Consider the following 26,506-nt stretch of genomic DNA (forward strand, 5'->3'; position numbering starts at 1 on the left):
CTAGCAGATTTACAAGCACTGGCAGCAAGACGGAGCTGATGGCAAAAATTTACCTTTGGCGGCGGCTTGCGGGTCGATGTTGAAAACGATTACAAGATAGAGCACTGCCGTTTTCTGGGTTCGAGGAAAGCCTGCCATGTCGTCACCATCCCGCACCGCCACTGACGCCGACATCGCCCTGGCGCGCCGGTTGGCACCGGTCCTCCGGTTTTGCGACAATGAGCCGTTCCTGCCCTCGCGGGTCGGCGTCTCGGTGTTAACGGCTGCGGGCCAGTCGCCCTCGTCGGCGCTCGACATCGCTTTCGAGCCCGGCGTGGCCAAGGTGATCGAATATGCGATCTGGTGGGACTGGGATATTCAGCATCTCTATGAGCTGGAGCATATCTGGCTCAAGCTCGACGCCGATGACGCGGTGATCGCGGTGGAAGCCAGTGCCCATGGCGGCAAGTTCGCCATGCGGGGCAATGACGGCGCCCTGCCCGTCGAAGCCGGCCGAGTGACGCTGGTATCGACGCCGGGCAAACATGCCTTCACAGCAACGGTCGACGAGCAGCGCCAGGGCGCGGACCTCACCACGATGAGCTGCCAGGAGCTGGCGGGGCGCGGCGGGATTTTGATCAACGCCATGTTCCACGACGCACTGGTTGCGGTGACGCCGGAGGACCATCGCGCGGTCAAACGCTATCTGCAGGCCCGCGCCTTCCTGCCCACGTTCAATTTCGGCCAGACCTTCGACCTCGCCGACGCCCAGTTCAGCGACTGGACCGCATTGGCGGCCTGGATTCCGGGCCAGGTAAAGAGTGTGCTAGCCCAGGTGCGGCAGGAACAGCCGCTGCTCAAGGCGGTGTTCCTCGATAGCGGCGACACGCTGGTCAATGAGGCGAGCGAGAAATTCGACGCCGAGGGCTATGTCATCGAGGCGGGGCTGATCCCCGGCGCGCTGGAAATGGTCCGCGCGCTATCTGACGATGGCTACCGGCTGGCGCTGGTAGCGGATGGCAGGGTGCGCAGCTTTGCGACGATTCTGGGCGGACACGGCATCAGCCCGCATTTCCATGCGCAGGTGATTTCCGAGGCCGAGGGCTGCGAAAAGCCGGATCAGCGGATGTTCGAGAAAGCCATGACCTCGCTGGGACTGGCCAGTGCCGACGCCCAGTCCATCGTCATGGTGGGCAACCATCTGGAGCGCGACATTGGCGGCGCCAACCGGCTGGGCATTATCAGCATCTGGCAGAGCTGGTCCAAGAAGCGCAGCCACATCCCGGCGGAAGCTTGCGAAGTGCCGCGTTATACCATTCGCTCACCCGGGGAATTGCCAGCGCTATTGGCCGATATCGAACGGCAGATGGCGCGCGCCAAGGCCAACCCGTCACCAGCGTGACGCGAATCTGGTGAGCATCGGTTGCGTCACCTTCCCGCAGACCAGACGCCGTTTTTACTGACGAATGAGGTATCGAAGGTGGCTGGCGCCGCCGCCTGACCCGTTGGTTACAAAAATTTCACGCGCCGAAGCGTCGCACGACTTTATTCGGGGTTGCGTAAAACTTCCGCTCAGTTGAAAAGCGGGTATGCCGGTTCGCTTTCGCAAACCGCGCAAACCCTTTTCAGCCATTGGAAGATTTCCGCCGCGCCAATGACTCCAGCTCTATTGCTCACCGCCGTCCTGCTTCTACCGTTTCTGGCCAGTGTGCTGGCGGCGGTCCTGCCCTCGAACGCGCGCAATACTGAAGCCTGGCTGGCCGGAACGGTCGCGGTGTTTGGCCTGGCGGTCATGGTCTGGCTGTATCCCCAGATCACCAATGGTCAGGTCCTCCGGCACGAAATCGAGTGGATCCCCTCCCTCGGGCTGAACATCATCCTGCGGCTCGATGGCTTCGCCTGGCTGTTTGGCGTGCTGATCACCGGGGTTGGCCTGCTGGTGGTGCTGTATGCGCGCTACTACATGTCGCCCAAGGACCCGGTGCCACGGTTCTTCGCGTTTTTCCTGGCCTTTATGGGGTCGATGCTCGGCCTGGTGCTGTCCGGCAATATCATCCAGCTGGTGGTGTTCTGGGAACTGACCTCGATCACTTCCTTCCTGCTGATCGGCTACTGGTTCCATCTCAATCTGGCCCGTGACGGCGCGCGTATGGCGCTGACGGTGACCGGCCTGGGCGGGCTGGGCCTGCTGGTCGGCATGCTGATCATCGGCCATATCGTGGGCAGCTATGACCTCGATGTGGTGCTGAACTCGGGCGATCTCATCCGCGAGCACGCGCTGTATCTGCCGGCTTTGCTGCTGGTATTGCTCGGAGCCCTGACCAAGAGCGCGCAGTTCCCGTTCCATTTCTGGCTGCCCCACGCCATGGCGGCGCCGACCCCGGTTTCGGCCTATCTGCACTCGGCGACCATGGTGAAGGCCGGTGTGTTCCTGCTGGTCCGCTTCTGGCCGGTGCTGGCGGGGACCGATGCCTGGTTCTGGATCGTCACCTGTGCCGGCATGGCGACGCTGATCTTTGGCGCCTATTCGGCGATTTTCCAGACCGACCTCAAGGGGTTGCTGGCCTATTCGACCATCAGCCATCTCGGCCTGATCACCACGCTGCTGGGCATGTCGACCCCGCTGGCGACGGTGGCGGCGATCTTCCATATCGCCAACCATGCGACCTTCAAGGCGTCGCTGTTCATGGCGGCCGGCATCATCGATCACGAGACCGGAACCCGAGATATTCGAAAACTGAGCGGGTTGTTCCGCTTCATGCCCTTCACTGCGACACTGGCCATGGTGGCGAGCGCGGCAATGGCCGGCGTGCCGCTGCTGAACGGATTCCTGTCCAAGGAAATGTTCTTCGCCGAAACAGCGCTGCGTGACGCCAATCCGTTCGTCAACATCGCCCTGCCCGTCGGCGCGACGCTCGCCAGCATGTTCGCAGTGGTCTATTCGCTGCGCTTCGTGCATGGCGTGTTCTTCGGCCCGGCCCCGACCGAACTGACCAAGGTGCCGCATGAGCCGCCCGGGCTGATGCGCCGGCCGATCGAAATCCTGGTGCTGCTGTGCCTCATCGTCGGGATCATTCCCGGCATTACCATCGCCCCCTATCTGGCGGCGGCTGTGATCTCGGTCACCGGCCCTGATACACCCTATTATAGCCTGTCGGTTTGGCACGGTCCCAATCTGGCGCTCGCCATGAGCGGTGTGGCGCTGGTCGGCGGCGGGCTGCTGTATTGGGCGCTGTATGGCTATTTGAACAAGGGCCTCGATGGTCCGCCATTGATCCGTGAGCTCAAGGGCAAGCGCGTCTTCGAGCGCATCATGCTGACCGTCACCTCCAAATGGGCGCGCCGGCTGGAAAGCGTGCTGGGCACGCGTCGCCTGCAGCCGCAATTGCTGCTGCTGTTCGCGGCGGCAACCGCCGCTGCGGCCGTCATCCTGATCGGCGGGCTGGGCCCGATCGAATTCTCCCTGGCCGGGTTTGACCCCGCCTTCGCCCTGCTCTGGGCCGTGGGCATCGTCTGCGCCATCATGGCGGCGCATCAGGCCAAATTCCACCGGCTGGTGTCGCTGGTGCTGCTGGGCGGCACCGGGCTGGTCAGCTGCATCACCTTTGTCTGGCTGTCGGCGCCGGACCTCGCCATCACCCAGTTGCTGGTCGAGATCGTCACGACGGTGCTGATCCTGCTGGGGCTGCGCTGGCTGCCCAAGCGGGTCGAGGACCTGACCGACGAAGCCGCCTTGCAGCAAGCAAAGTTCCGCCGCTATCGCGACATGGGGCTGGCAGCCATTGCCGGGCTTGGGCTGGGGCTGGTGGCCTATGCGGTGATGACGCGCCAGATTCCGTCCGGCATCTCGGAATATTTCCTCAAGAATGCCTATAGCCTTGGCGGCGGCACCAATGTGGTCAACGTCATGCTGGTGGATTTCCGCGCCTTCGATACGCTGGGCGAAATCACCGTGCTGGGCATTGTGGCGCTGACGGTGTTTGCCGTGCTGCGCCGGTTCCGTCCGGCCGCCGACTCCATCGACAAGCCGGAACAGCAGAAGTTCCAGAACGCCTTCGATGATCAGGCCCCGGACCGCGAACAAGGCGACACCATCAGCGAATATCTGCTGATTCCGTCAGTGATCATGCAGTGGATGTTCCCGGTCATCATCGTGCTGGCGCTGCATTTGTTCCTGCGCGGCCATGACCAGCCGGGCGGCGGTTTTGCGGCCGGCATCGTCATGTCGATCGGGTTTATCCTGCAATATATGGCGGGCGGCACCCGCTGGGTCGAAGAGCGGCTGCGTATCCTGCCGGTGCGCTGGATCGGCGCCGGACTGCTGGTGGCGGTGCTGGTTGGTGCGGCCTCGCTGCTGCTCGGCTATCCCTTCATGACCACCTCGTTCCAATATGTGGAAATTCCCTTCATCGGCCGGGTGCCGATGGCAAGTGCGCTGATTTTCGACCTGGGTGTGTTCGTCCTGGTGGTCGGCGCGACCGTGCTGATCCTGATCGCGCTGGCGCACCAATCGATCCGTTCGCCCAAGGTGGCGCGCCATGCGCCCCCGCCAGCGCCGATCAAGGAACCGGAATTGCCGCCCCAGACCACGGGGGAGACACGCTGATGGAACTCATCCTCGCCATTGGCATCGCCGTTTTGTGCAGTTGCGGCGTCTATCTGATGCTGCGGCCGCGGACCTTCCAGGTCATTATCGGGCTGTCGCTGCTGTCCTATGCGGTCAATCTGTTCATCTTCGCGATGGGCCGGCTGGCGGTGGGCAAGGCGCCGGTGATCAGCGGCGGCATTGTCGATCCGAGCCAATATGTCGATCCGGTGCCGCAGGCGCTGGTGCTGACCGCCATCGTCATCGGCTTTGCCATGACGGCGCTGTTCCTCGTGGTGCTGCTGGCGGCACGCGGCCTGACCGGCACCGACCATGTCGATGGACGGGAGCGCTGAGATGATGGGCCTGTTCGACCACCTCATCATCCTGCCGATCCTGTTGCCGATGGCGACGGGCGCGCTGCTGCTGATGTTCGATGAGCGCCGGCGCGCTATCAAGGCGTTTATCAGCCTCACCTCCACCCTGCTGCTGGTGGTGGTGGCGGTCTTGCTGGTGATCCAGGCGGATAACCAGACGACCGTCACCAGCTATGCCCTGGGCGACTGGCCGGTGCCCTATGGCATCGTGCTGGTGGCCGACCGGCTCTCGGCGATGATGGTGCTGCTGACCGCCCTGCTGGGCATTTCGGCGCTGATCTATTCGCTGGCCCGCTGGCATGCGGCCGGGCCCAGCTTTCATGGGCTGTTCCAGTTCCTGCTGATGGGGCTGAGCGGCGCGTTTCTCACCGGCGACTTCTTCAACCTCTTCGTGTTTTTCGAAGTGCTGCTCGCCGCCTCCTATGGGCTGGCGCTGCATGGGCTGGGATCGGCGCGGGTCAGGGCATCGCTGCATTATATCGCGGTCAATCTGGCGGCATCCTTCCTGTTCCTGATCGGCGCGGCGCTGATCTATGGCATTACCGGCACGCTCAATATGGCGGATCTGGCGTCCAAGGTGGCCGGCGTCGCGGCGACCGACCGCGCCTTGCTGGAAACCGGCGCGGCGATTCTCGGGCTGGCCTTCCTGCTCAAGGCGGGCATGTGGCCGCTCGGCTTCTGGCTGCCGACCTCCTATGCGGCGGCGAGTGCGCCGGTGGCGGCGATCTTTGCCATTATGACCAAGGTCGGGCTCTATGCCGTGCTGCGGCTGTCGACGCTGGCGTTTGGCGTCGATGCGGGGGCATCGGCGGGGTTCGGGCAGAATGTGCTGCTGGTCGGCGGCCTCGCCACCATCGCCTTTGGCGCCATCGGCGTGCTGGCCTCGCAGAGCACGGGCCGGCTGGCCGGCTATTGCGTGCTGGTGTCGTCGGGCACCCTGCTGGCCACTATCGGCACCGGCAATGCGGCGGCGACCAGTGGGGCGCTGTTTTATCTGGTGGTGTCGACGCTGGCGATCAGCGCGTTTTTCATGCTGGTCGAATTGCTCGACCGGGTGCGGATCGAAGGCGCGCATGTGCTGGCCATGACCATGGAAGCCTATGGCGACGACGAGGAAGAAAACGAGGACGATGAGGTCGGGCTGGTGATTCCGGGCGCGCTGGCGGTGCTGGGTATCAGCTTTGCGCTCTGCGTGCTGCTGCTGGCCGGGTTTCCGCCGCTGGCTGGATTTCTGGCCAAATTCGCGGTGATTTCGGCGCTGTTCAATCCTGATGGCCTGACGATGGAAACGCCGATTTCGGCTTCGGCGTGGTGGTTGACCGGCTTGCTGGTGTTTTCCGGCTTTGCCGCGCTGGTGTCGCTGATGCGAACCGGCATCAATACCTTCTGGGCCACCATGTCGGATACGCCGGCGCCGGTGCGGGTGGTGGAAATTGCGCCGGTGATCCTGCTGCTGACGCTGACCATTGCCATGACCATCATGGCCGGGCCGACCATGGATTATATGCAGGCGATGGCCGAGGCGCTGTATGCGCCGACTGACACCATCGCCGCCGTGCTGGCGACGCCATTGGTGGGGGCACCATGAGAAAGATCCTCCCCTACCCGCTGCTGACGCTGGGCCTGCTGGCGCTATGGTTGCTGCTGCAGCAATCGCTGGGGCTCGGGCAGATCCTGCTGGGCAGCGTCATCGCGATTTTCGCCAGCCGGGCGCTGGCGGCACTGGAGCCGGAGAAGCCGCGCGTGCGCAAGATCGGCGCGATGCTCCGGCTGCTGGGCGTGGTCATCATCGATATCTTCAATTCCAATGTCGCGGTGATCGGCATCATCCTGCAGGGGCGCCGGCGCAAGTCGACATCGGGTTTTTTGGCTGTGCCGCTGGAACTGCATGACCGCTCCGGGCTGGTCATCCTGGCCTGCATCATTACCGCCACGCCGGGCAGCGCCTGGCTGGAATACAGCCCGACCAGCGGCGTGGTGCTGATCCATGTGCTGGATCTCTATGATGAAGCGGCCTGGACCAATATCGTCAAGCATCGCTATGAACGCCTGCTGCTGGAGATTTTCCAATGAGCGCAGACATTCTGCATTGGTCATTGCTGCTGGCGCATGTGCTGCTGGGGCTGGGCATGGTGGCCGCGACCTATCGCATGATCCGGGGCCCGCGCGCGCAGGACCGCATCCTGGCGCTCGACGCGTTTTACGTCGCCGCCATGCTGATGCTGGTGGTGTTCGGCATTCGCGTCGGCACCTCGGTGTATTTCGAGGTGGCGCTGATCATCGGCGTGCTGGGCTTTGTCAGCACCGTCGCGCTGGCCAAATTCCTGATGCGCGGCGAGGTGATCGAATGAGCGAGCTTCCGGTCTGGGTCGCCGCACTGGTCGGCCTGCTGGCGGTTGCCGGCGCTTTCCTGACGCTGCTGGGCTGTATCGGTCTGGCGCGCTTCAAGACGTTTTATGAACGGGTGCATGCGCCAACGCTGGGCACCAGCTTTGGTTCGGTCGCGATACTGCTGGCTTCGATGGTGTATTTTTCCGTGTCCGGCCAGCGGCTGGCCGTGCATGAAGTGATCATCTTCGTGTTCGTGACGCTGACCACGCCAGTCACGCTGATGCTGCTGGCGCGAGCCGCCCTCTATCGCGACCGGGCCGAGCAGAACGGCATCGTGCCGATGTCGACCGGCCCAGAGGGGCAGACCGACCTCAGCCCCGATATCCGCAAGCCCTGACGAGTTGCCTCAGCGGCGGATGATGTGGTGTTCGGAGGTGACTTCGAGCGCCCGATCTTCGTGCGAAGTCACGCCCTCGGGCGGGAGATGCGCCGCCAAAACCCGATCACGTTCAGCGACAAGCTCGGCGATCTCAGCCTCATAGGCCGCGAAAATGGCGGTGAGCCAGCGATTGACGAGATAGGACGGCCGCGGCATCTGCATGTCGAAGCGGCCCAGCAGCGGAATGGTGGCTTCCGCGTCGGCCCAGTCGTCGCCCACAACCCATTGATTGACGGTGAACAGCCGCAACAGCCGCCCCTCGGCATCGACACCAATGGCGGCGAGGTGATGGATTGGACCCTGCGGCCCCTCGGGCCGCAGGAAGCAGTGGAAGTGTCCGTGCTCGACGGCGGCTTCGGCGGCGGGATGGCAGTGATAGTACCACTGCGCATTGCTGGCAGGGTCGAAGACATCGCCGGGGGGATAATGGTCCCAAGCGGCGATGGCTGAGACGCCCTGGAAGGTTTCGCTCAACACATTGAGACCGCCCTTGGCGAGAATGGACTCGCAAAAGGCGATTTCTTCCAGGGCCCTGTCGCGCGCCGAACCGGACACTCAGGCGCCTCCGACCACAAGATCGGGGGCTTCCTGCCCAGCGGGCAGCGGCTTGGGGGCCGGAGGCGGCGGCGCCAGCTGCTTGGCCGGCTCGGCCACAGGCGGCTGGGCCGGTGGTGGCGGCGGGGCAGCCTTGGCGGGGGTGGCCGGTGCGCCAGCGGCGCAAGGGGCCATGGCTGGCGGCGGCGGTGGCGCGGCCTTGCCCTGCGCGGCAGGGGCGCCGGCGGCGCAAGGCGACATGGCAGCGCCAGCTGCACAGGGCGCGGCAGCGCAGGGAGAGGCGCCGGCGGCAGCAGTGGTGCCGCCATAGACCGGGCGCGGCGGCACCGGATTGCTTACATGGTCGTAGGCGATGGCGGCGGTGCTGGCGACGAGGGCAGCACCAAAAAGCAGAGTGTTACGAGCGCTCATTTCTTGGCAAACCCATCAAGACCAAAAATCGGACGCAACCAAACGCCAGCGAAAGAACCAACAAAGGCCGCAGCGAACCACAGCCAGCCGTGAACGCTGCCCGTGGCGATGCCGGAGAACAGCGCCCCGATATTGCAACCAAAGGACAGGCGGGCGCCATAGCCCATCAGCAGGCCACCAACGATGGCGGCGATCAGCGAGCCCAGCGGCAGCTTGGCCTTGGGGGCGAATTTGCCGGCAATGGCAGCCGCCAGCGCGGCGCCCAGCACCAGACCGAAATCCATCACCGACACGGTATCGGCCAGGACGCTGGAATTGAGCGCCTGAGCCTGAGCCGGCCAGGTCCAGAATTCCCAGCTGGCGACATCAACGCCGACCGCCTGAGCAATCTTGGCGCCCCAGAGGCCGAAGCCATAGGTGATCGACCAGGGATGGCCGGCCAGCAGCAGGGTGGCGACATTGAGCACGGCGAGCAGGAGCCCTGCCCCCACCAGCGGCCACGGGCCACGCAAGATCCAGCTCCAGCCGGGGCGCGCCGGGGCGGGCTCGGTTTCGAGATTGCCATGCGCCCGCTTTTCGATGACTGCCGTGATCAGCGCCACCAGAGCCAGACCGGCAATGGTGACGGCAAGGGCACCGGCCACACCCAATTCAGCGCCGAGGCTGATCGGGGGCAACGAGGGCTGTTCCAGCCAATAGGGCAGATGCGCGGTGCCGAGCAGCGCGCCGACGATGAAGAACACCAGCGTCACCAGCATGCGGGCCGAGCCACCGCCCACGGTGAACAATGTGCCCGAGCCACAGCCGCCGCCCAATTGCATGCCCAACCCGAACAGGGCTGCGCCGAGCAGCACGGAGATGCCAACAGGCGCCAGCGCACCGACCATCGACTGACCGCCGATATTGCCTGCCGCCACCAACGGCAGCATGGCGAGGGCGGCGACGCCGATCATCAGCATCTGGGCCCGCATCGGCCGGCCGCGCTTTTCGGCCACCATGCGGCGCCAGCCGCCGGTGAAACCAAAGGAGCCATGATAGAGCGTGGCGCCAAGCGCCCCGCCGATCAGGAACAAGCCGCCCTGGCGAAAATCGACCAGACCGGAGATCAGCAGAAAGCCCACGACCAGCGCGGCCGCCGCAACAAACAGTGGCGCCCGGTCGGGAATGGCCGGTGGCAGGAATTTTGGGGCGGAAATAGAAATGTCGCTCATGAATACCAGATCTATGAAAGGCTAAAACGCGTTCTGGATGCTGCCGCCATCGCGCACAACACCCAGAACCCGTTCAAAATCGTCGACGGTGCCAGTTCGCTGGACCAGCTTACTGGATCGGACGCGCCGGATCGGCGGCCCATTCGGCCATGGACCCGTCATACATGGCGGTGCCCTTATTGCCGGCAACTTCGCTCAGAGCGAACCAGGCGATGGAGGCCCAGTGACCGGTATTGCAGAAGACAATGTTGTCTTCACCGGCAGCCAGGCCGACACCTTCAGCCAAAGCGGCAATGGTTTCGGGGGTGGCGAAGCTGGCATATTCGGTGCTGAACAGCGAGGAATGCTCGATATTGACCGAACCGGGAATGGTGCCGACGACACGCACGACCGGGCTCTTGGAATTGCCGATATGCTGGTCATGCGGGCGGGCATCGATCAGTTTGGTGCCCTTGGCCAGCGCCGCCAGCACGTCCTCGGTGGTGCCGCGCAGTTCTTCGCGGACCTCAAAGGGGAACTCCACGGCCACGGGCGTCACCGGCTCGGCCACGCGTTCGCCGCCCTGGGCGTCATACTGACGCCAGCCGCCATCGAGGATGGAGACATCATCATGGCCGAGATATTTGAAGGTCCAGTAGATGCGTGTGGCACCGGCGAATTCGGAGGAATCGGTGCCCCAGGGCACGATGACCACATGGTCGTCGCCATCGACGCCCAGGCTGCCGATCAGCGCGGTGATTTCGTCCACGGGCGGGATCTGGCCCGGCACGCCATCGACCTCGGTGCGCCAGCCGGCCGACGCATAGGGCGCGACCACGGCATTGGCGATATAGGGCAGCTCGCCCAGATCGGTTTCGCCGATCTTGTCACGCACGTCGAGAATCACGACGTTTTCGTCAGCGGCATGCGTCTTGAGCCACTCGGCCGTGACCAATGGGGTGACATCTGCCGCTTGGGCAAAAGCGGGAACCGCAACGACAAGGGCGGCGGCGGCGAGCAATGCGAGACGCATGCGAATACTCCGGTGTGATCTGCCCCAGATGTTACCGATAGCGCCGCGGCGATGCGACGATGGACGAACCAATTGCAGCCGCAAACGAGAAAAAGCAGGCTCCCTTGCGGGCCGCCGTCAGAAATATGTTGCGATGACGGCTGCGCCGGCTGTTTCGCCTAGCCGGCGAGGAACGGCAGCAGCTCCACATCGAGGTCGGTGGCGACGGCGTCGGTGAACAGATTGGTGGCCACCATCAGCCCGGCAAAACCCACCAGATCGACCAGGGTCTTGTCCGAATAGCGCGCAGCCAGCGCGGCCCAGAGCTCGTCAAGCACCGACTTGGGATCAGCACCGATGGCGGCGCCAAAACGCTGCAGCAGGGTCTCGGCTTCGCTCAGGTCCAGCGAATCGGGATTATCGCCGCCCTGGATCAAGGCCCGGCGCATGAAGCCGGTGCCGACCGCGCTGCCGGAGGCCACGCAGATGGCGTGGGCGAACACCCAGATGGGACGATCACCCAGCACCGGTAGCAACTCGTCGCGCAGGGTGAACCATTCGCCATAAATGCGCAGCGCCGCCGGCGAGTGATAGAGCGTGCGCTTCATATTGGTCATGCGGCCGCGCAGGCGCAGTTCCTCGTCATGGGCTTGCTGCTGCTCCGGCGTCGCGTCGGCATAGGCCAGCTGGGAAATATGGGCCATGTCAGCTGGCGGTCCCGGCCGGCTCGACATCACGGATCACCGCGCCATGCTCGAAAGTATTGCCCACCGTGCAGAGCGCATGCGCGTCTTCGATCAATTGCTGGCGTTCCGCCGGCGAAAAATCGCCTTCGATCACAAAGGACGAAGCGAAGGACGCCACCCGCGACGGCGCTTCGGGGGCTTTTTCATGGGTCACTTCGACATCGACTTTGACCAGCCGGTCGAGCCAGCCGAGCTTGCGCGCCGCGATGCGCAGGCTCAGCACCAGGCAGCCGGCCAGCGCCGCATCCATGAATTCGAGTGGGGTGAAGCCTTCGTCGGACGCCATGTTCGCCAATCTGGCGGCCGCACCTGACTTGGCCTGCACCGAGCCGTGCCCGGCATGATCGAGAGTGGCGCCGACACTGGTGGGGCGAGTAGCGATATTGACCATGATGAGGAGCTTTCCAATGCAGCGCGCAGTCTGGGGCGCGGGCTTATAGATTGTCGCCGCCGCAGCTGCGTGCAAGATAAAGCAGCGCAGGAATGGCGATAAGAATGGCTTTATCAAAATTCGCGCGGAATCGGGAGATTGATTCCGCCCCGGACCGACAAAATGGAACCCTGCCCCAGCCGCCAGCATGGGTTTCGCGGCGCTGGCGGGGTATCGATAGGGCAGCAATACAGCGCGGCCGCCACGGTCGCGTGTCGCTCAATTCGAGCGGCGAGGACCAGGAGCAGTGCAGATGAAAAATTCGAATAGCAGCGGCAGCATTTCGCGCCGCCAGTTTGGCGCCCGTGCCATTGCCGCCACGTTCGCCACAGCGGCGCTGCTGTCGGTCAGCCCGGCGGCGCTGGCCCAGGCCAGCTTCGATCCGGAAGCGATCATCGAGATCGGCTCGCTCTATGAACCGCAAAACCTCGACAACACCGCCGGCGCCGGCCAGGGCATCAACGAGGCCTTCAACGGCAACGTCTATGAGGCGCTGTTCGCGCTGACCGATGCGGGGACTGTCGAAAACGCGCTGGCCAGCGACTACAGCATCAGCGAAGACGGGCTGACCTATACGATCACCTTGCAGCCGGGCGTGACCTTCCATTCGGGCGATCCACTGACCGCCGCCGACGTCAAGGCCAGCATCGAGCGGGTGACCGCCGAAGCCTCGAAAAGCTCGCGCAAGAACAGCCTCAAGACCATCGCCAGCATCGAGACCCCGGACGAGCAGACCGTGGTGATCACGCTGGCGGAAAAGTCGATCTCGCTGCCGTACAACCTGAGCTATGTGTGGATCGTCAACGACACCGCCACCAGCCTGACCGACAGCGAAGACGGCACCGGGCCCTATGTGCTGGCCGATTGGCGGCGCGGCTCGACCCTGTCGCTCGACCGCAATGACGCCTATTGGGGCGAGGCGCCCACCAATGCCGGCGTCACCTTCAACTATTTCACCGACGCCACCGCGCTCAATAATGCGCTGCTGACCGGGGCCGTCGATATCATCACCTCGGTGCAGAGCCCGGACGCCCTCACCCAGTTCACCGGCAATCCGGATTTCACCGTCACCGACGGGCAGTCCACCACCAAGGAAATCATGGCGTTCAACGACCGGGTCGCCCCGTTCGACAACGTCAAGGTGCGCAAGGCGGTGGCGCGGGCCATCGACAACCAGAAGTTGCTGCAATCAATCTGGGGGGACTACGGCACGCTGATCGGCTCGTTCGTGCCGCCGACCGACCCGTGGTATGTCGATCTGACCGGGGTGGACCCGTATGATCCGGAGAGCGCCAAGGCGCTGCTGGCCGAAGCCGGCTATGCCGATGGCTTCACCTTCAAGCTCGACACGCCCGATTACGATCCGCATCCGATCGTCGCCGAGTTCATCAAGAGCGAATTGGCCAAGGTGGGGATCACCGTCGAGATCAACATCATCACCGCCAATGAATGGTACACCAAGGTGTATCAGGCGCATGATTTCGACGCGACGCTGCAGGAGCACGTCAACCATCGCGATATCGTGTTCTACGGCAACCCGGACTTCTATTGGGGCTACAACAACCCGGCGGTGATCGAGCTGATCAAGCAGGCCGAGGCCAGCGCCGCGGTGGACGAACAGACCGCCAAACTGACTGAAGCCAACACGCTGATTGCCGAAGACGCGGCGAGCGACTGGCTGTATCTTTATCCGCAGATCGTGGTATCGGCAGCGTCAGTGACCGGCTATCCGGTCAATGGGCTGAACTCGCAATTCTTCGCCTACAACATCGAAAAAGCCGCGGATTAATACCGCGACGAGCCGGTGAAAGGGACTGCATATTCTCAGTTATATCCTGCGCCGGCTCGTCATTCTGATCCTCTCGCTGCTGCTGGCCTCAGTGGTGCTGTTCGCGCTGCTGCGGCTGCTGCCGGGCGATCCTGCCAATGCCCTATTGGGCGTTGGCGCCACGCCGGAGCAGATCGCTGCGGCGCGGGCCCAGGTCGGCTCCGACCTGCCGCTGTGGCAGCAATTCGGCAATTTCATCGGCAATCTGGCCCGCTTCGATCTGGGCAATTCCTTTGTCAGCCAGGCCTCGGTGGGCCAGGAAATCCTCACCCGGCTGACGGTGACGCTGCCGCTGACGCTGCTGTCATTCCTGCTCGCCATCGTTTTGGCGGTGCCGCTGGGGATCATTGCGGCGGTCAAATCCGAGCGCTGGTATGGCGCGACGATTTCGGTGGTGTCGCAACTGGGCATCGCCATTCCGGTGTTCTGGGTCGGCATTCTGCTGGTCGCGGTGTTTGCCATCAATTTCCGGCTGTTCCCCTCGGGAGGGTTTCCGCGCCATGGCTGGGCCGATCCGATGGGCGCGCTGCGCAGCCTGGCGCTGCCGGTGCTGACCATCGCTATTGTCATGTCGTCGTCGCTGCTGCGCTATGTCCGTTCCGCCACGCAGGACGTGCTGGGCAGCGATTATCTGCGTACGGCGCGGGCGCTGGGCTCGGGCTTCACCGAGGCCTTGCTGCGCCATGGCGTGCGCAATGGCGTGGTGCCGATCATTTCCATTCTGGGGATCGAGCTGGCTTCGACCTTTCTCGGCGCGGTGGTGGTGGAAAAAGTCTTCGCGCTGCCGGGGCTGGGCACCATGCTGCTGCTGGGCATTTCGCAGCGCGATTATCCCAATGTGCAGGGCGTGCTGTTCGTCTCAACGCTGCTGGTGCTGCTGATCGGCTTTAGCGCCGATCTGATCCAGCGGCTGGTCGATCCGCGCCTGCGTGACCGGGGAGCCGGACATTGAGTGCGGTCGATACAGTGGCGATAGCGCCCCGCCCCCGCTCGCGGCGCTCCTGGCTGTTTGTCGTCGGGCTGGTGCTGGTCGGGCTCAATGTTGCGGTGGCGCTGCTGACGCTGGTCTGGCTGCCTTATGATCCCTCCAGCACCGCCGGTGGACGGCTGGAGGCGCCGTCGCTGCTGCATTGGGCCGGCACCGACCGGCTCGGGCGTGACCTGTTCACCCAGATCATGATCGGCACCCGCATCGCGCTCACCGTCGGGGCCGGCGCCATCGCCATCGGCGCCACGATCGGCGTGACGCTGGGGGTTCTGGCGGCCTTTGCCACCCGCCTGCTCGATGACGCCTTCGCCGCCGCCTTCGATATCCTGATCGCCTTCCCGACGCTGCTGCTGGCCATGCTGGTGGTGGCGGCCAGCGATACGGCAAGCCTCGGCTCGGCGATCCTGGCGCTGGGCATTGCCATTTCGGCCATCGTGGCACGGCTGGCGCGAATTCTGGCCAAGCGCGTGCTGGCGATGGATTACATCACCGCCGCCCGCACCTCGGGCACCTCATGGCCGCGCATCGTGGTCAAACATGTGCTGCCCAATATCTGGCCGACGCTGCTGGTCAATTTCGCCCTGCAATTCGGGCTGGCGGTGATCGCCGAAGCCTCGCTGTCCTATCTCGGTCTTGGCGCACCGCCGCCCAATGCCTCATGGGGCCGACTGCTGCAGGAAGCGCAGGGCACGGTCTATACCGCCCCATTCGGCGCCATCGTGCCGGGCTTGGCGCTGGTGGCGCTGGTCATCGGCATCAACCTGTTGGCCGATGGGCTGCGCGACATTGCCGACCCGACGCAGCGAGGCAAAGCATGAGCCTTCTGACCGTCGAAAACCTGTCGATCCGCGCCGGCGACAAAGCGCTGGTGACCGATCTGTCGCTCAGCATCGCCCCCGGCGAGCGCGTCGGGTTGATCGGGGAATCGGGGTCGGGGAAATCGCTGACGGCGATGGCCATCACCGGATTGTTGCCCGGCAATATCGTGCCGAGCGGCTCGATCCTGTTCGACGGGCAGCAAGTGATCGGCGCCTCCGAGGCCGAATTGGGCCGGCTGCGCGGCAATGCCGCTGCGGTGATTTTCCAGGAACCGCTGACGGCGCTCGATCCGCTGATGCGGCTGGGCCGCCAGATCGAGGAGCCACTGCGCCGGCGCTATCGGCGCGAAGGCCACGATCCCGCAAAAATCAAAACCGAAGTGCTCGAACTGATGGAGCGCGTCGCCCTGCCCCAGCCGGAGCGGATCGCGGCCGCCTATCCGCATGAAGTGTCGGGCGGACAGCGCCAGCGCGTCGCCATCGCCATGGCGCTGGCCTGCCGGCCCAAGCTGCTGATCGCCGACGAGCCGACCACGGCGCTCGACGTGACCACGCAGATCGAAATTCTCAAGCTGCTCGACACCCTGGTGCGCGAGTTGGACATGGCGCTGCTGTTCATCAGCCACGATTTGCCGGTGGTGGCGATGGTGGTCGACCGGCTGACCGTGCTGCGCCAGGGCGTGGCGGTGGAACAGGGGCCGGTGCGTGAGGTGCTCGGCGCGCCGCAGCACGCCTATACGCAAACGCTGGTCGCCGCGGCGCGGGCATTCGATGAAGCCCTGGGGGCGCGACCATGACGCTGATTTCGGTCGATCAGGTCAGTTTTGGCTATTCACGCGAGCGGCAGGTGCTGGACCAGGTCAGCCTGACCGTAGCGCGCGGCCGCAATCTGGGCATTGTCGGGGAATCGGGCTCGGGCAAGACGACGCTGCTGCGCCTGTTGCTGGGGCTCAATCGTGCCAGCAGCGGCGCCATCAAATTTGGCGACGACGTGGTCGATCTGCGTAATGGCGCCTTCATGCGCCGCTATCGCCGCTCGGTGCAGGCGGTGTTTCAGGACCCCTATTCCTCGCTCGATCCACGCCAGACCGTCGCCAGCATCATCGCCGAACCGCTGCAATCGCTGCGCATTCCCGGCAACCATCCCGAGATGGTCGAAGCGGCACTGGTCTCGGTTGGCCTGTCGCCTGACGCCATGACGCGCTATCCGCACGAATTTTCCGGCGGCCAGCGGCAGCGCATCGCCATCGCCCGGGCCATCGTGGCGCGGCCTGAACTGGTGCTGGCCGACGAAGCGGTGAGCGCTTTGGACCTCTCCACCCGCGTCCGCATTGTCGATCTGCTCAAGACGCTGGAACAGTCGATGACGCTGGTGTTCGTGTCGCATGATCTGGGCGTGGTGGCGTCGCTGTGCGAGGACATCGTCATCCTCGAGCGCGGACGCATCGTAGAAAGCGGCAAGACCAGCCAGATCCTGGCCGCGCCGCAGCACCCCTATACCATCAAGCTGATCGCCAGCGCGCCACGCATGCCCGCCTGACATTTTTGTCGGGCGTCTGGTGCGGTGTTGCCAATGGAATCGGAACGCTCCAGCGCGGGACGCTGAACGGGCCTGTGGGCGCATCAATGGCTTGTGGAGAAAATGGCGGAGAGGATGGGATTCGAACCCACGAGACCCTTTAGAGGTCTGCGCCCTTAGCAGGGGCGTGCCTTCGGCCACTCGGCCACCTCTCCGTCAGGGGGGTGGATACCGGTCAAGCGCCTTGCGTTCAAGGTCTATTTCGCAGTCTCGGCATTTTCCCCGAAAAATCATCCGCGCAGGTCCGCAGGGAACTTTGCCGGAACAAACGAACGATGCGTAGGAGGCTGCGTACAAAACCCGTACAGCATGTTTCTCGCCTGTTCCGGGCCAGATCATAGCCGACAGCATTGAGGATTCGTGGGGGCTGCTCCAGGCCGCCATCAAACAGTGCCGCGTTCGGGTGGTTTTGCGAAAGCGCCATCGGGATGTCATTGCTGGCAAAGGAAAAACCCGCTCAAATGGCGGGCGGAGTTTGTCCAAAAATACGAGGTAGCGAATGCGGATCGGTCGTTGGCTGCTTTACGGACTCGCCGTGGCCATGGCGCTGGTCGGCATCTATATTTTTACCCTGGGTGGATATTTCGTCTTTGTCGGCGTGGGTCTCTATGGGGCGTGCTGGTTGGTAGCTTGGCTCGCCGGCAAAATTTAGCCCATGCCGGTGGTCACAAGCGTCGGCAGCAAGACCGGGTTCGGAGGCTTCCGAACCCGGTCTTGCAAGGTGGGATCAGCGCTGGTTGAACAGCATCTTTTGCGCGTCCTTGTCCTGGGACAGATCAGCTGATGGCGCCTCCTTGCCGACAAGCAGGCCCTTGGCGACGCCCGGGCGGGCGTTCATGCGGTCAATCCAGGCCAGGACATTGGGGAACTCGTCCCTGGTGATGCCATAGCGCTCCCAGGACTGGGCCCAGCCAATGGAGGCGATATCGGCGATGGAATAATCGCCGGCGATATAGTCGCGGCCTTCGAGCTGAGTGTTCAGCACGCGGAACAGGCGGTGAGTCTCATCGCTGTAGCGCTTCAAGGCGTAGGGGATTTTTTCGGGCGCATAGACGTTGAAGTGGTTGTTCTGGCCCAGCATGGGGCCGAAACCGCCGACCTGCCAAAACAGCCATTCATCGACTTTGACCTGCTGGCGCGGGTCGGTCGGGTAAAGCTGGCCGAATTTCAGGCCGAGATATTTCAGAATCGCGCCTGATTCGAAGATCGAGATCGGCGCGCCGCCGGGACCTTCGGGATCGACGATGGCCGGGATCTTGTTATTGGGCGAAATCGCCAGGAATTCGGGCTTGAACTGATCGCCCTTGCCGATATCGATGCGGTGATAGGTCCACGGCACCCCCAGCTCTTCGAGCATGATGTGGACTTTCTGCCCGTTGGGGGTGGGCAGGGAATAGGCCTCGATCGGCTTGGTCTGGGTGGTCATTGCCGGTTCCGTCATAAGAATGGGAAGTCTCCCACCTATATCGGTGCCTTACGATGAAAGGCAAGGTAGCGCGACGCTCCCCTGCCTTCCAAAATTGGGCCACGCTCAAGCGCGCCGCAGAATCATCTGTGGATTGCCATTGCCGCGCAGCGCCGACGAAACGCCGTGACTATCGATGGTGGCGACAACACGGTGGCGATAGGCGGCGAACATGAAAGTGGGTGTAACATTGACGGGCTCGTCAAAATTCACCGTCACGGTCATGTGCTGCATGTCGCTGAGCAACTGCACGCCGATCAGCATGCCGGTAAAGGGCTGATCGAGATAGAGGCCGGTAACGCGGGCGCCGACCTGGAACGGCACGGCCACACGGTCCGGCAAGGCGGCGCGGGCGGTGTTCCAATCGCGATAGCCGTGTGCCTTGGCGACCGCTTCAAGGGCAGCGCCATGGGACAGGATTTCGCCGGCGTCGGCCTTCAGCTGGCGCAGCGCCTTGGCTTCGGATTTCAGCGTCTGGGCCGATGGGGTGTCGAGTGAAAACGACATGATAGTCCTCTCATTTGCGATGAGGCGACTGTGCCATGGGAGCCCGCATTGCCATGCTACGCCTCGCAAAGATGAACCTGGGTTCGTTCTCATGCTCGGGGCTGGACTTCACCATCGGAATTGCTTCCGGCGAGCGGCGGGTGCCAGCGACCTGAGCCGGATATGATCCCCGAGCGCGGTTTTGTCAATCTCATGGCTGACCTGCGATCAATCGCGGTGATGCTTCGATCAGACAAATCTGTTGGGCGGGCGCGGCAATGCGGGGTATGGGACATAGTAACGAAGCGAGGGACTGAGCCCTCTATGAGGGCTGTCTCCATGCTTGAAACGCTGTTCCTGTTGCTTGCCGGCCTGGTGGGTGGCGCGGTCAATTCGCTGGCGGGCGGCGGCTCGTTCATCGTGTTTCCGGCGCTGCTGTTCGTCGGCGTGCCGCCGGTGATCGCCAATGCGTCGAACACCTATGCCGCCCTGCCCGGCTATGCCAGCGGCGCTGTCGGCTATTGGCACGCCATGGTGAAATACAAGGATCGGCTGGTGCTCTATGGCATCATGTCGGCGATCTTCGGCTATGTCGGCGCCGAACTGCTGCTGGTGGTGTCGGACGAGTTGTTCAACCTGGTGGTGCCGTGGCTGATGGCGTTTGCGGTGCTGCTGTTCATCTTCGGCAATCAGATCAACGGTTTTGTCGCTTCGCGTAGCGGTGGTGGTCGCGGCATGAAGATGCTGGGCAGCGTCCTGCTTATGATTTTCCTAGCTGGCGTCTGCGTTTACGGCGGGTTCTTCAACGCCGGTCTCGGCATTTTGCTGCTGGCATTCCTGGCCACGGCCGGCCTGACAGACATTCACGCGATGAACGGGCTCAAGCTCTATGTGTCGGCGGTGGTGGCGCTGGTGGCGGTGGCGCGGTTTGCGGTCAGCGGGTCGATCGACTGGTATCACGGCTCGATCGCACTGGTCGGGGTGGTAATCGGCGGCTATCTGGCGGCCAGGAATGCGCATTTCATCCCGGCGCAGTGGATCCGGATTGCCGTGATCATCTATGGCGTGGCGATGACGGGGTATTTCTTCTGGACGGCATATGCCTAGCTAGTCCGCTTTCCTGATCCAGACCGCCGCGTCGTGGAATGCTGCGCCGCCGAAGGGGCGGGCTGGCTTGGAGGTGGTCAGGGTATTGATACCCCGGCCACCGCGATGCGATTTGTTCTGGTGCAGGCCCTCGGCGATGAGCACGCCGGTGGGCAGGCCGGTGCGAACGCGGGCGGTGAGATCAACTGAGCCGCGTCGGTTGCCGACGGTGACGAACATGCCGTCAGTGACGCCCAGAGCCGCCGCATCATCGGGATGGATGAACACCGAGGGCACGCCCTCGCGCTTCTGGCTGCCGGGGGTTTCGTTAAAGCTGGAATTGAGAAAGGCCCGCGCCGGACTGGTGGCGAGGCGGAACGGGTGTTCGGCGTCGGTGGGCTCATTGATGGCCCAATGGTCGGCGAAGCGCGGCATCTCGGCCGGATCGCACATCCATTGATAGTCCTTCTTGATGCGAGCGCCCTCCCAATCCGGGGCGAAGCGGAAGCGTTTGTCGGGCCAGTCGAAACCATCGGCAAAGCGGGCGGCGGCGTCGGGGCGCTCGCGGTCGACAAAGCCGGTCTTTTCGATTTCGTCGAGGTCGCCATAATTGGAGCGGCGGAAGGTTTCGGCGACGACGTCGCGGTCGATGCTGCGGAAACAATCGTCATCGAGGCCGAGCCGCAGGGCCAGCGCGTTGATGACTTCGTGATTGGAGCGAGCCTCGCCGGGCGGCGGGATCAGCGCCGGGCCGTAGAGCACGCGGGTGTGGCCGCCACGGGTGTAATAATCATTGTGCTCGAGGAACATGGTTGCCGGCAGGACGATATCGGCGAATTCGGCGGTTTCGGTCATGAACTGCTCGTGGACCACGAGAAACAGGTCCTCGCGGGCAAAGCCCTGATTGGTCAGGGCCTGATCGGGGGCGACCGAGGCCGGATTGGTGTTCTGGATCAGCATGGCCTTGACCGGACCGCCGCCCTTGAGCGCCTTGGCGTCGCCGGTAAGGATGGGGCCGATCTCGGACATGTCGAGCCAGCGCGGATCACCCTTTTGCAGCGCTGCGCCGGTAATGGCGGATTTGTCGAGCTTCCAGGTGCCTGAATTGGAATGGAAGGCGCCGCCGCCGCGATGTTGCCAGGCGCCGGTCATCGCCGGGATGCAGAGCGCGGCATGCATGGCGGTGGAGCCGTTGAGCTGGCGGGTGAAGCCGTAGCCGAGGCGGAAATAGCTGCGTGGCGTGGTGCCGACGAGGTGGGCGAAGGCGGTGATCTGTTCGACGGTGAGGCCGGTGATGGCGGCGGCCCATTCGGGCGTCCGAGTTGCGAGGTGAGCCTCGAATTCAGGGCTGAAATCGGTGTTGCGGGCCATATAGGCGCGGTCGGCCAATTGGTCGCGCAGCAGGACATGCATGACGGCAACGGCCAGCGCGCCATCGGTGCCGGGCCGCAGAATGAGCCCCATATCGGCCTGCGCCATGGTGGCGGTTTCGTAGATGTCGATGACCACGATCTTGGCCTTGCGCTCCTTGCGGGCGCGCATGGCGTGGGTCATCACATTGACCTGGGTGTGGACGGCGTTGGTGCCCCAGATGACCACGCAATCGCTTTCGGCCATCTGTTCGGGATTGACGCCGCCCAGCAAGCCCGTGCCGGCGATGAAGCCGGGCCAGGAGCTGCCGACGCAGATGGTTTCATACTGGCGGGAATAGCCCATGGCGGCGCGCAGCCGCCCGAGGCCGTCACGCTGCACGTGGCCCATGGTGCCAGCATAAAAATACGGCCAGATGGATTCGGCGCCGTGTTCGGCTTCGATCTGGGTAAAGCGGGCAGCGATCTCGTCGAGCGCTTCATCCCAGGAGATGGGGGTAAACTGGCCGCTGCCCTTGGGGCCGCTGCGGCGCAAGGGACGCGTCAGCCGGTCGGGATGATGCACCCGCTCGGCATAGCGGGCGACTTTTTCGCAGATGACGCCGGCGGTATAGGGATCCTCCTTGGCGCCACGCACCCGGCCAATGGTGTGGGCGTCGATGAGCTCCACATCCAGCGCACAGGCCGATGGACAATCATGCGGGCAGACTGAGCGGGCGGTGCGGATGGCGACGGGCTGGTTCATGCCCGCAATCTATCTGAGCGCCGGGCGGCGCTCAAATAAATTGGTGAGGCTCAGAGCGTGGCAAAAGCGCGGGTGGCCGTCTCGGCATTGCGGCGGGCGCGGTTGGTGGCGTGGATGGCCAATTGGGCGGCGCCGGAATGGAACTGCGAGAAGGTAACGCGCCGCGCATCATGGGTGGCGATGGTGACGCCGCGCCAGGTGGGATGCACCGAACGCACATCGGACCAGGCGAGCTGGGTTTCCCGCCCGAAGGCGCTGCGATGTTCGAGCACGGTATTGTTCCAGCGCACCTTGGTGAACAGGCCGGTCAGGCCGATACCGAAGGCCCCTGCCCCCAACAGGATTGAGGCGATGAACGTCGCCACCATCTGGGCGGCCGCGACATGCCGGGTGCCACCGACGACAATGATGGCGGACATCAGCACCACCGCCAGCGCAGCAGCGCCGTAGCAGGCGAAATATTCCATCATCGAGGGGCGAAGCTCGGACCAGCCATCGACATGGATGGCCTCCTCGCTCTGCACCAGACGCAGCGCCAGAAAGGCGGCATAGCCGAAGGCTACGACCCCTGCGGCCCGGGCCAGCGGCAGGCCAGCAGTAGCAGGCATATATTTGAGGACGATCAGCGAAACGATCACGAGTAGTGGCATAGCCACTTCCTGCCAGCGCAAGGGCACTATTGCTCTCCAATGTGATTGGGGCCGGCGACGCGAGTTCGGCATTCCTATGATTTGAATCTAGCAAAGCTCACTGATTTGGCCATTAACAAATCGGCGAGCGGCTGCGGTTCATGGCGAATACCAACCTTTTTGCCACAGGTGCGGCGGCTGAGAGGTTGAATCAAGGCGCTGGGACTTTGAGTCTGAACGCCGGTCTAAGTGATTGAAAATATGTTGCAATAGTCAATAAAAAACGGCCCGCATTGAGCGCGCCGCTAAGTTGATGGCTTGTGGTTCAGGAGGCTGGCGCGCCGGCAGCGGCAGCAGCGCCATTCTCTCCGCCGTCAATCTCGGCCTCGGGTTCCTTGCGCAGCGTGGTGGCCAGCGGGATTTCCTTGAGCAGGAAGGACAGCGCGAAAGCGAGCACGGCGGCACCGGCAGCGGTGAGGAACACCGGATGCAATGCCGCTGCAAAGCCTTCGAGCACCTGTGTGCGTACGCCCTCGGGCAAAGCCTGAATCGCCTGGGCGTTGAAGGCCCCGCCGCCCGCCGGCATGGTGTCACCCAAGCGGCTGGCCAGACTGCTGCTGAAGATGGCGCCGAACACCGACACGCCGATGGAGCCGCCGATCTGGCGGAACAGCGTGCTGCCGGCGGTGGCGACGCCGACGAGAGCCTGCGGCACCGCATTCTGGGTGGCAGTGACGCTGACGCTGTTGACCGGGCCGATGCCCAGGCCGACGATGAACATATAGAGCGCGATCTGCCAGTCAGGCGTCGACAGCTGCATGACGCCCAGCAGCAGCAGGCCGACAAACAGCGTCGCCGTCGCCAGGGTCGGCAGAATCTTGTAGCGGCCGGTCTTGCTCATGAAGAAGCCGGACAGCGTCGAGGAGCCAATCAGCCCCACCATCATCGGCAGCAGCTGCAACGCCGAATTGGTCGGCGAGACGCCCTTGGCGATCTGCAGATAGAGCGGCAGGAAGGTGATGGAGCCAAACATGGCCATGCCAACCAGAAAGCCGATGGAATTGGTGACCAGGAAGGTGTTGTTGGAAAACAGCTGCAGCGGCAGCACGGGCTCGGCGGCGCGGGATTCGACCCAGATAAAGGCTCCGAGCGCCGCGAAGGACGCCACGATCAGACCGATGATCTGCACCGAGAACCAAGGGAAAGTGTTGCCGCCCAGGCTGGTGGCCAGCACGAAGGCCGACAGCGCCGTGGTGAGCAGCACGAAGCCCATATAGTCGATCTTGTGCGAGACGCGCTCGGTGCGCGATTCAAGGGCAAAGCCAATGACGGCCAGCGCCAGCAGGCCCAGCGGCAGGTTGATGATGAAAATCCACTGCCAGCTCAGCTTTTCGACGATGAAGCCGCCGAGCAGCGGCCCGACAATGGTCGAGACACCGAACACGGCGCCAAAAATGCCCTGAATCTTGCCACGTTGACGCGGAGGAATGACGTCGGCCACCACAGTCATGGCGACCACCATCAGACCGCCACCGCCAAGGCCCTGCACGGCGCGGGCGATGATCAGGAAGGTCATCGAGGTTGCCATGGCGGAGAGGATAGCGCCGCCGAGGAAGATGACGATGGCTGCCTGCAGCACGATCTTGCGACCGAACAGGTCGCCAAGCTTGCCATAGATCGGCGCCACCACGGTGGAGCTGAGCAGATAGGCGATGACCACCCAGGTCAGGTGATCGAGGCCACCCAATTCGCTGACGATGCTGGGCAGTGCTGTCGAGACGATGGTCTGGCCCAGCGAGGCCAGTAACAGGGTGACGGCGACAGCGCCGATGATCAGGCCTACCGACTGCGCTGGCGGCGCTTCGGCAGATTGTGCAGCTTGGGACATTAGGCGATCCTTTGACCGCAATGACGCAGGGAGTCGCGCCCTCTTGCGGGATGAGTTGTTGCGGAATATATCTGCCCGCAGCAAATACATGTCAATAGCATGCAATTGCCATTATCATGCAAAACCACGAGGACAGCCATGCCCCATTCTGGTGGCAAAACCGATATGAATGCCCTGCTGCGCAAGGCCGGCATCGAGCAGGCCACCGTTGACGCGGTGATCGGCATCGATGCGCTGATGCAGACCTGGCGCCGCCGCGCCCGGGCGCGCGAGCTGGGGCACCGGGCGCTGATCGACCTCAAGATCGATATGGATCTGGCGCAATTTGACGTGCTGGTGGCCATTGAGGCGCCGGAGAACCAGTTTGGCGACAGCGGTGCCGGCGAGACCATGGTGGCGACGGTCGCCGAGCGGTTGGGCATCGATCCGTCGCGCGCCAGTCGCGTGGTGAGCGAAATGGTCGACGCCGGCTATGCAAGGCGCGCCGTAAGCCAAGCCGACGCCCGCCGGACCATTATCGAGCTGACCGATGCCGGCGCCGCCATCATCGAAGCGGTGCGGGCCTATAAATTCCTGATCCTGGGGGATTTCCTGTCCGGCTGGACGAAGGACGAGGTCGACAGCTTCGTGCCGCTGCTGCGCAAATTCGGCGACTGGTCGGCCCATACCGAAGTTGGCGTGGTCAAATTTGCTGACGATATTGCGCTCCTTGCCAAGGGCATCGCCGCCAGCCGCAAACAGGCCGAAACGGCTCAGGGATAGGCGGCGGGATCGACGCCCTCGCGGGCGCAAAGTTCGGCCATGGCGCTGCCCGGTGCCGGTTGCGGCAGGCCGGCGCGGCCGCGGCGGGTGAGTTGGCTGCGCCACAGGTGGATGGCGAGGGTTTCCGGACGGATCGCCGCGTCAACGCTGGAGCCGGGCTCCATCAGCGCCGGAATGCCCTCATAGGGAATGGGATAGAGCACGGTGCTCGGCAGGACCGCATCCACCAGGCCATGACGGTGCATATAATGGGTCAGCGCCATCGGGCCGGTGGCGCCATATTGCATGTCTTCGGGGGCGATTTTTTCGCCGAACAGGCGCCGGACCGCGACTTCGATACGGCGGAACGGCGGCAGATGCGGCTCCAGCAATGGCCGCTTGGTATCGGTGAAAATCGACAGCAGATCGGCCAATAGCGGCGCATCGGCAGGGATGTGCAACACCGCGCCATTGATCGAGCCGGGGCGCTCATAGGCCATCAGATAGTCGGGCGGACCCTCGATGGGACGGACGCAATAGACGTCGAGATCGGCATAGACGCCCCGGTTCTGCCGGAGCGCCATCATGCGGAAATAGTCCGAAAACACGCCGGGCGTGCCCTTGCCCTTGTAGAACACCAGCTTGTCGCGCGGCAGCACGTCGGCCGCGTCGCGGGCGATGGCGCTGGCCGGCAGGCCAGCCACCGGATCGAAGGAATAAACCTCCACCCGATGGCCCTGCCGCACGAAGGAGGCGATGGACAAGGCTTCGAGCCAGCTCATCGGCCCGTGCCAGAAGCTCACAATGGTCGGCAGCGTGGTCATCGTT

27 protein-coding genes and 1 tRNA gene are annotated in these 26,506 nt (G+C 63.7%); 15 read left to right on the forward strand and 13 right to left on the reverse strand.

Translation table 11 applies throughout. The annotated features are described in order from the left end of the window. Window positions 1-136 precede the first annotated feature (136 nt). The 7 genes from ACX3OW_RS16050 to mnhG all read left to right on the forward strand — a co-directional run bounded on the left by ACX3OW_RS16050 (window position 137) and on the right by mnhG (window position 7,669). Window positions 137-1,381 carry an HAD family hydrolase gene (locus ACX3OW_RS16050; protein WP_459096803.1) on the forward strand — a complete coding sequence of 415 codons (1,245 nt, stop codon included), beginning with the start codon at window positions 137-139 and terminating at the stop codon, window positions 1,379-1,381. Window positions 1,382-1,633: 252 nt separating this feature from the next. Further along, window positions 1,634-4,585 (forward strand): monovalent cation/H+ antiporter subunit A, encoded by a 2,952-nt coding sequence (locus ACX3OW_RS16055; protein WP_459096804.1) that lies wholly within the window; start codon window positions 1,634-1,636, stop codon window positions 4,583-4,585. Continuing rightward, window positions 4,585-4,920, forward strand: a complete 336-nt coding sequence (locus tag ACX3OW_RS16060) for a Na+/H+ antiporter subunit C (RefSeq protein WP_459096805.1) — start codon at window positions 4,585-4,587, stop codon at window positions 4,918-4,920. The genes ACX3OW_RS16055 and ACX3OW_RS16060 overlap by 1 nt, the downstream gene beginning before the upstream one ends. Window positions 4,921-4,924: 4 nt before the next feature. Beyond that, the gene (locus ACX3OW_RS16065) at window positions 4,925-6,529 is read left to right on the forward strand and encodes a monovalent cation/H+ antiporter subunit D (protein WP_459097021.1); all 1,605 of its coding nucleotides are present in this window, start codon (window positions 4,925-4,927) and stop codon (window positions 6,527-6,529) included. After that, a complete protein-coding gene (locus ACX3OW_RS16070; RefSeq protein ID WP_459096806.1) occupies window positions 6,526-7,014 on the forward strand; it encodes a Na+/H+ antiporter subunit E in 489 nt (162 codons plus the stop codon). Before ACX3OW_RS16065 ends, ACX3OW_RS16070 begins: the two co-directional genes overlap by 4 nt. After that, complete coding sequence (locus ACX3OW_RS16075) at window positions 7,011-7,292, forward strand: K+/H+ antiporter subunit F (protein ID WP_459096807.1); 282 nt, start codon at window positions 7,011-7,013, stop codon at window positions 7,290-7,292. Before ACX3OW_RS16070 ends, ACX3OW_RS16075 begins: the two co-directional genes overlap by 4 nt. Further along, the gene (gene mnhG, locus ACX3OW_RS16080; RefSeq protein ID WP_459096808.1) at window positions 7,289-7,669 is read left to right on the forward strand and encodes a monovalent cation/H(+) antiporter subunit G; all 381 of its coding nucleotides are present in this window, start codon (window positions 7,289-7,291) and stop codon (window positions 7,667-7,669) included. Before ACX3OW_RS16075 ends, mnhG begins: the two co-directional genes overlap by 4 nt. A gap of 9 nt (window positions 7,670-7,678) precedes the next feature. Here the strand turns inward: mnhG and ACX3OW_RS16085 are convergent, their stop codons facing one another. From ACX3OW_RS16085 to ACX3OW_RS16110, 6 genes are all read right to left on the reverse strand, one after another. Then, entirely contained in the window at window positions 7,679-8,266 is a 588-nt protein-coding gene (locus ACX3OW_RS16085; RefSeq protein WP_459096809.1) for a DUF6969 family protein, read from the reverse strand. Then, on the reverse strand, window positions 8,267-8,677 hold the full coding sequence (locus ACX3OW_RS16090) for a hypothetical protein (protein WP_459096810.1): 411 nt from the start codon (window positions 8,675-8,677) through the stop codon (window positions 8,267-8,269). Beyond that, window positions 8,674-9,888, reverse strand: a complete 1,215-nt coding sequence (locus ACX3OW_RS16095) for a YeeE/YedE family protein (RefSeq protein ID WP_459096811.1) — start codon at window positions 9,886-9,888, stop codon at window positions 8,674-8,676. Before ACX3OW_RS16095 ends, ACX3OW_RS16090 begins: the two co-directional genes overlap by 4 nt. 109 nt (window positions 9,889-9,997) lie before the next feature. Continuing rightward, on the reverse strand, window positions 9,998-10,900 hold the full coding sequence (locus tag ACX3OW_RS16100) for a sulfurtransferase (protein WP_459096812.1): 903 nt from the start codon (window positions 10,898-10,900) through the stop codon (window positions 9,998-10,000). Between the two features lie 158 nt (window positions 10,901-11,058). Continuing rightward, on the reverse strand, window positions 11,059-11,583 hold the full coding sequence (locus ACX3OW_RS16105; protein ID WP_459096813.1) for a carboxymuconolactone decarboxylase family protein: 525 nt from the start codon (window positions 11,581-11,583) through the stop codon (window positions 11,059-11,061). A gap of 1 nt (window position 11,584) precedes the next feature. Continuing rightward, window positions 11,585-12,016 (reverse strand): OsmC family protein, encoded by a 432-nt coding sequence (locus ACX3OW_RS16110; RefSeq protein ID WP_459096814.1) that lies wholly within the window; start codon window positions 12,014-12,016, stop codon window positions 11,585-11,587. Between the two features lie 292 nt (window positions 12,017-12,308). Between ACX3OW_RS16110 and ACX3OW_RS16115 the strand changes: the two genes are divergently transcribed. The 5 genes from ACX3OW_RS16115 to ACX3OW_RS16135 are packed head-to-tail and all read left to right on the forward strand — an operon-like array spanning window position 12,309 to window position 17,229. Continuing rightward, window positions 12,309-13,844, forward strand: coding sequence for an ABC transporter substrate-binding protein (locus ACX3OW_RS16115; RefSeq protein ID WP_459096815.1), 1,536 nt, complete (start codon window positions 12,309-12,311; stop codon window positions 13,842-13,844). A gap of 46 nt (window positions 13,845-13,890) precedes the next feature. Next, window positions 13,891-14,835, forward strand: coding sequence for an ABC transporter permease (locus tag ACX3OW_RS16120; protein WP_459097022.1), 945 nt, complete (start codon window positions 13,891-13,893; stop codon window positions 14,833-14,835). After that, window positions 14,832-15,689 carry an ABC transporter permease gene (locus ACX3OW_RS16125; RefSeq protein WP_459096816.1) on the forward strand — a complete coding sequence of 286 codons (858 nt, stop codon included), beginning with the start codon at window positions 14,832-14,834 and terminating at the stop codon, window positions 15,687-15,689. Before ACX3OW_RS16120 ends, ACX3OW_RS16125 begins: the two co-directional genes overlap by 4 nt. Further along, window positions 15,686-16,486, forward strand: a complete 801-nt coding sequence (locus ACX3OW_RS16130) for an ATP-binding cassette domain-containing protein (RefSeq protein WP_459096817.1) — start codon at window positions 15,686-15,688, stop codon at window positions 16,484-16,486. The genes ACX3OW_RS16125 and ACX3OW_RS16130 overlap by 4 nt, the downstream gene beginning before the upstream one ends. Beyond that, on the forward strand, window positions 16,483-17,229 hold the full coding sequence (locus tag ACX3OW_RS16135) for an ATP-binding cassette domain-containing protein (protein WP_459096818.1): 747 nt from the start codon (window positions 16,483-16,485) through the stop codon (window positions 17,227-17,229). Before ACX3OW_RS16130 ends, ACX3OW_RS16135 begins: the two co-directional genes overlap by 4 nt. 103 nt (window positions 17,230-17,332) lie before the next feature. Here ACX3OW_RS16135 and ACX3OW_RS16140 read toward each other — a convergent pair. Next, window positions 17,333-17,423, reverse strand: a tRNA-Ser gene (locus ACX3OW_RS16140). Window positions 17,424-17,767: 344 nt separating this feature from the next. Here ACX3OW_RS16140 and ACX3OW_RS16145 point away from each other — a divergent pair. Continuing rightward, window positions 17,768-17,920: a hypothetical protein gene (locus ACX3OW_RS16145; protein WP_459096819.1), complete on the forward strand. Its 153-nt coding sequence runs from the start codon at window positions 17,768-17,770 to the stop codon at window positions 17,918-17,920. Between the two features lie 75 nt (window positions 17,921-17,995). Here ACX3OW_RS16145 and ACX3OW_RS16150 read toward each other — a convergent pair whose 3' ends face one another. Together ACX3OW_RS16150 and ACX3OW_RS16155 are read right to left on the reverse strand one after the other, a co-directional pair. Beyond that, the gene (locus tag ACX3OW_RS16150) at window positions 17,996-18,694 is read right to left on the reverse strand and encodes a glutathione S-transferase family protein (RefSeq protein WP_459096820.1); all 699 of its coding nucleotides are present in this window, start codon (window positions 18,692-18,694) and stop codon (window positions 17,996-17,998) included. A 105-nt stretch (window positions 18,695-18,799) separates the two neighbouring features. Then, entirely contained in the window at window positions 18,800-19,240 is a 441-nt protein-coding gene (locus tag ACX3OW_RS16155; RefSeq protein ID WP_459096821.1) for a glyoxalase superfamily protein, read from the reverse strand. Window positions 19,241-19,558: 318 nt separating this feature from the next. Between ACX3OW_RS16155 and ACX3OW_RS16160 the strand changes: the two genes are divergently transcribed. Continuing rightward, window positions 19,559-20,326, forward strand: coding sequence for a sulfite exporter TauE/SafE family protein (locus ACX3OW_RS16160; RefSeq protein WP_459096822.1), 768 nt, complete (start codon window positions 19,559-19,561; stop codon window positions 20,324-20,326). On the opposite strand, the gene ACX3OW_RS16165 is transcribed toward ACX3OW_RS16160, so the two are convergent. The 3 genes from ACX3OW_RS16165 to ACX3OW_RS16175 all read right to left on the reverse strand — a co-directional run bounded on the left by ACX3OW_RS16165 (window position 20,327) and on the right by ACX3OW_RS16175 (window position 24,937). After that, the gene (locus ACX3OW_RS16165) at window positions 20,327-22,420 is read right to left on the reverse strand and encodes a molybdopterin-containing oxidoreductase family protein (protein WP_459096823.1); all 2,094 of its coding nucleotides are present in this window, start codon (window positions 22,418-22,420) and stop codon (window positions 20,327-20,329) included. It lies immediately after the preceding gene. A 50-nt stretch (window positions 22,421-22,470) separates the two neighbouring features. Further along, window positions 22,471-23,070, reverse strand: a complete 600-nt coding sequence (locus ACX3OW_RS16170; protein ID WP_459096824.1) for a hypothetical protein — start codon at window positions 23,068-23,070, stop codon at window positions 22,471-22,473. A gap of 304 nt (window positions 23,071-23,374) precedes the next feature. Then, window positions 23,375-24,937, reverse strand: a complete 1,563-nt coding sequence (locus ACX3OW_RS16175; protein WP_459096825.1) for an MDR family MFS transporter — start codon at window positions 24,935-24,937, stop codon at window positions 23,375-23,377. A 138-nt stretch (window positions 24,938-25,075) separates the two neighbouring features. Between ACX3OW_RS16175 and ACX3OW_RS16180 the strand changes: the two genes are divergently transcribed. After that, window positions 25,076-25,699, forward strand: coding sequence for a MarR family winged helix-turn-helix transcriptional regulator (locus ACX3OW_RS16180; protein ID WP_459096826.1), 624 nt, complete (start codon window positions 25,076-25,078; stop codon window positions 25,697-25,699). Here ACX3OW_RS16180 and ACX3OW_RS16185 read toward each other — a convergent pair. Continuing rightward, window positions 25,690-26,502: a glycosyltransferase family 32 protein gene (locus ACX3OW_RS16185; RefSeq protein ID WP_459096827.1), complete on the reverse strand. Its 813-nt coding sequence runs from the start codon at window positions 26,500-26,502 to the stop codon at window positions 25,690-25,692. The two genes, ACX3OW_RS16180 and ACX3OW_RS16185, sit on opposite strands and share 10 nt — an antisense overlap. Between the last annotated feature and the right edge of the window lie 4 nt (window positions 26,503-26,506).

It is taken from the genome of Devosia sp. A449, from assembly GCF_054489375.1.

What these genes read in the sequence shown, in the direction of transcription:
- ACX3OW_RS16095 (WP_459096811.1), bottom strand. Translation starts at nt 9,888, where the DNA reads ATGAGCGACATTTCTATTTCCGCCCCAAAATTCCTGCCACCGGCCATT.
- ACX3OW_RS16115 (WP_459096815.1), top strand. Translation starts at nt 12,309, where the DNA reads ATGAAAAATTCGAATAGCAGCGGCAGCATTTCGCGCCGCCAGTTTGGC.
- ACX3OW_RS16160 (WP_459096822.1), top strand. Translation starts at nt 19,559, where the DNA reads ATGCTTGAAACGCTGTTCCTGTTGCTTGCCGGCCTGGTGGGTGGCGCG.
- ACX3OW_RS16170 (WP_459096824.1), bottom strand. Translation starts at nt 23,070, where the DNA reads ATGCCACTACTCGTGATCGTTTCGCTGATCGTCCTCAAATATATGCCT.
- ACX3OW_RS16060 (WP_459096805.1), top strand. Translation starts at nt 4,585, where the DNA reads ATGGAACTCATCCTCGCCATTGGCATCGCCGTTTTGTGCAGTTGCGGC.
- ACX3OW_RS16075 (WP_459096807.1), top strand. Translation starts at nt 7,011, where the DNA reads ATGAGCGCAGACATTCTGCATTGGTCATTGCTGCTGGCGCATGTGCTG.
- ACX3OW_RS16135 (WP_459096818.1), top strand. Translation starts at nt 16,483, where the DNA reads ATGACGCTGATTTCGGTCGATCAGGTCAGTTTTGGCTATTCACGCGAG.
- ACX3OW_RS16150 (WP_459096820.1), bottom strand. Translation starts at nt 18,694, where the DNA reads ATGACCACCCAGACCAAGCCGATCGAGGCCTATTCCCTGCCCACCCCC.
- ACX3OW_RS16180 (WP_459096826.1), top strand. Translation starts at nt 25,076, where the DNA reads ATGCCCCATTCTGGTGGCAAAACCGATATGAATGCCCTGCTGCGCAAG.
- ACX3OW_RS16155 (WP_459096821.1), bottom strand. Translation starts at nt 19,240, where the DNA reads ATGTCGTTTTCACTCGACACCCCATCGGCCCAGACGCTGAAATCCGAA.
- ACX3OW_RS16070 (WP_459096806.1), top strand. Translation starts at nt 6,526, where the DNA reads ATGAGAAAGATCCTCCCCTACCCGCTGCTGACGCTGGGCCTGCTGGCG.
- ACX3OW_RS16100 (WP_459096812.1), bottom strand. Translation starts at nt 10,900, where the DNA reads ATGCGTCTCGCATTGCTCGCCGCCGCCGCCCTTGTCGTTGCGGTTCCC.
- ACX3OW_RS16050 (WP_459096803.1), top strand. Translation starts at nt 137, where the DNA reads ATGTCGTCACCATCCCGCACCGCCACTGACGCCGACATCGCCCTGGCG.
- ACX3OW_RS16055 (WP_459096804.1), top strand. Translation starts at nt 1,634, where the DNA reads ATGACTCCAGCTCTATTGCTCACCGCCGTCCTGCTTCTACCGTTTCTG.
- ACX3OW_RS16185 (WP_459096827.1), bottom strand. Translation starts at nt 26,502, where the DNA reads ATGACCACGCTGCCGACCATTGTGAGCTTCTGGCACGGGCCGATGAGC.
- ACX3OW_RS16090 (WP_459096810.1), bottom strand. Translation starts at nt 8,677, where the DNA reads ATGAGCGCTCGTAACACTCTGCTTTTTGGTGCTGCCCTCGTCGCCAGC.
- ACX3OW_RS16130 (WP_459096817.1), top strand. Translation starts at nt 15,686, where the DNA reads ATGAGCCTTCTGACCGTCGAAAACCTGTCGATCCGCGCCGGCGACAAA.
- ACX3OW_RS16165 (WP_459096823.1), bottom strand. Translation starts at nt 22,420, where the DNA reads ATGAACCAGCCCGTCGCCATCCGCACCGCCCGCTCAGTCTGCCCGCAT.
- ACX3OW_RS16175 (WP_459096825.1), bottom strand. Translation starts at nt 24,937, where the DNA reads ATGTCCCAAGCTGCACAATCTGCCGAAGCGCCGCCAGCGCAGTCGGTA.
- ACX3OW_RS16110 (WP_459096814.1), bottom strand. Translation starts at nt 12,016, where the DNA reads ATGGTCAATATCGCTACTCGCCCCACCAGTGTCGGCGCCACTCTCGAT.
- ACX3OW_RS16105 (WP_459096813.1), bottom strand. Translation starts at nt 11,583, where the DNA reads ATGGCCCATATTTCCCAGCTGGCCTATGCCGACGCGACGCCGGAGCAG.
- ACX3OW_RS16145 (WP_459096819.1), top strand. Translation starts at nt 17,768, where the DNA reads ATGCGGATCGGTCGTTGGCTGCTTTACGGACTCGCCGTGGCCATGGCG.
- ACX3OW_RS16065 (WP_459097021.1), top strand. Translation starts at nt 4,925, where the DNA reads ATGGGCCTGTTCGACCACCTCATCATCCTGCCGATCCTGTTGCCGATG.
- mnhG (WP_459096808.1), top strand. Translation starts at nt 7,289, where the DNA reads ATGAGCGAGCTTCCGGTCTGGGTCGCCGCACTGGTCGGCCTGCTGGCG.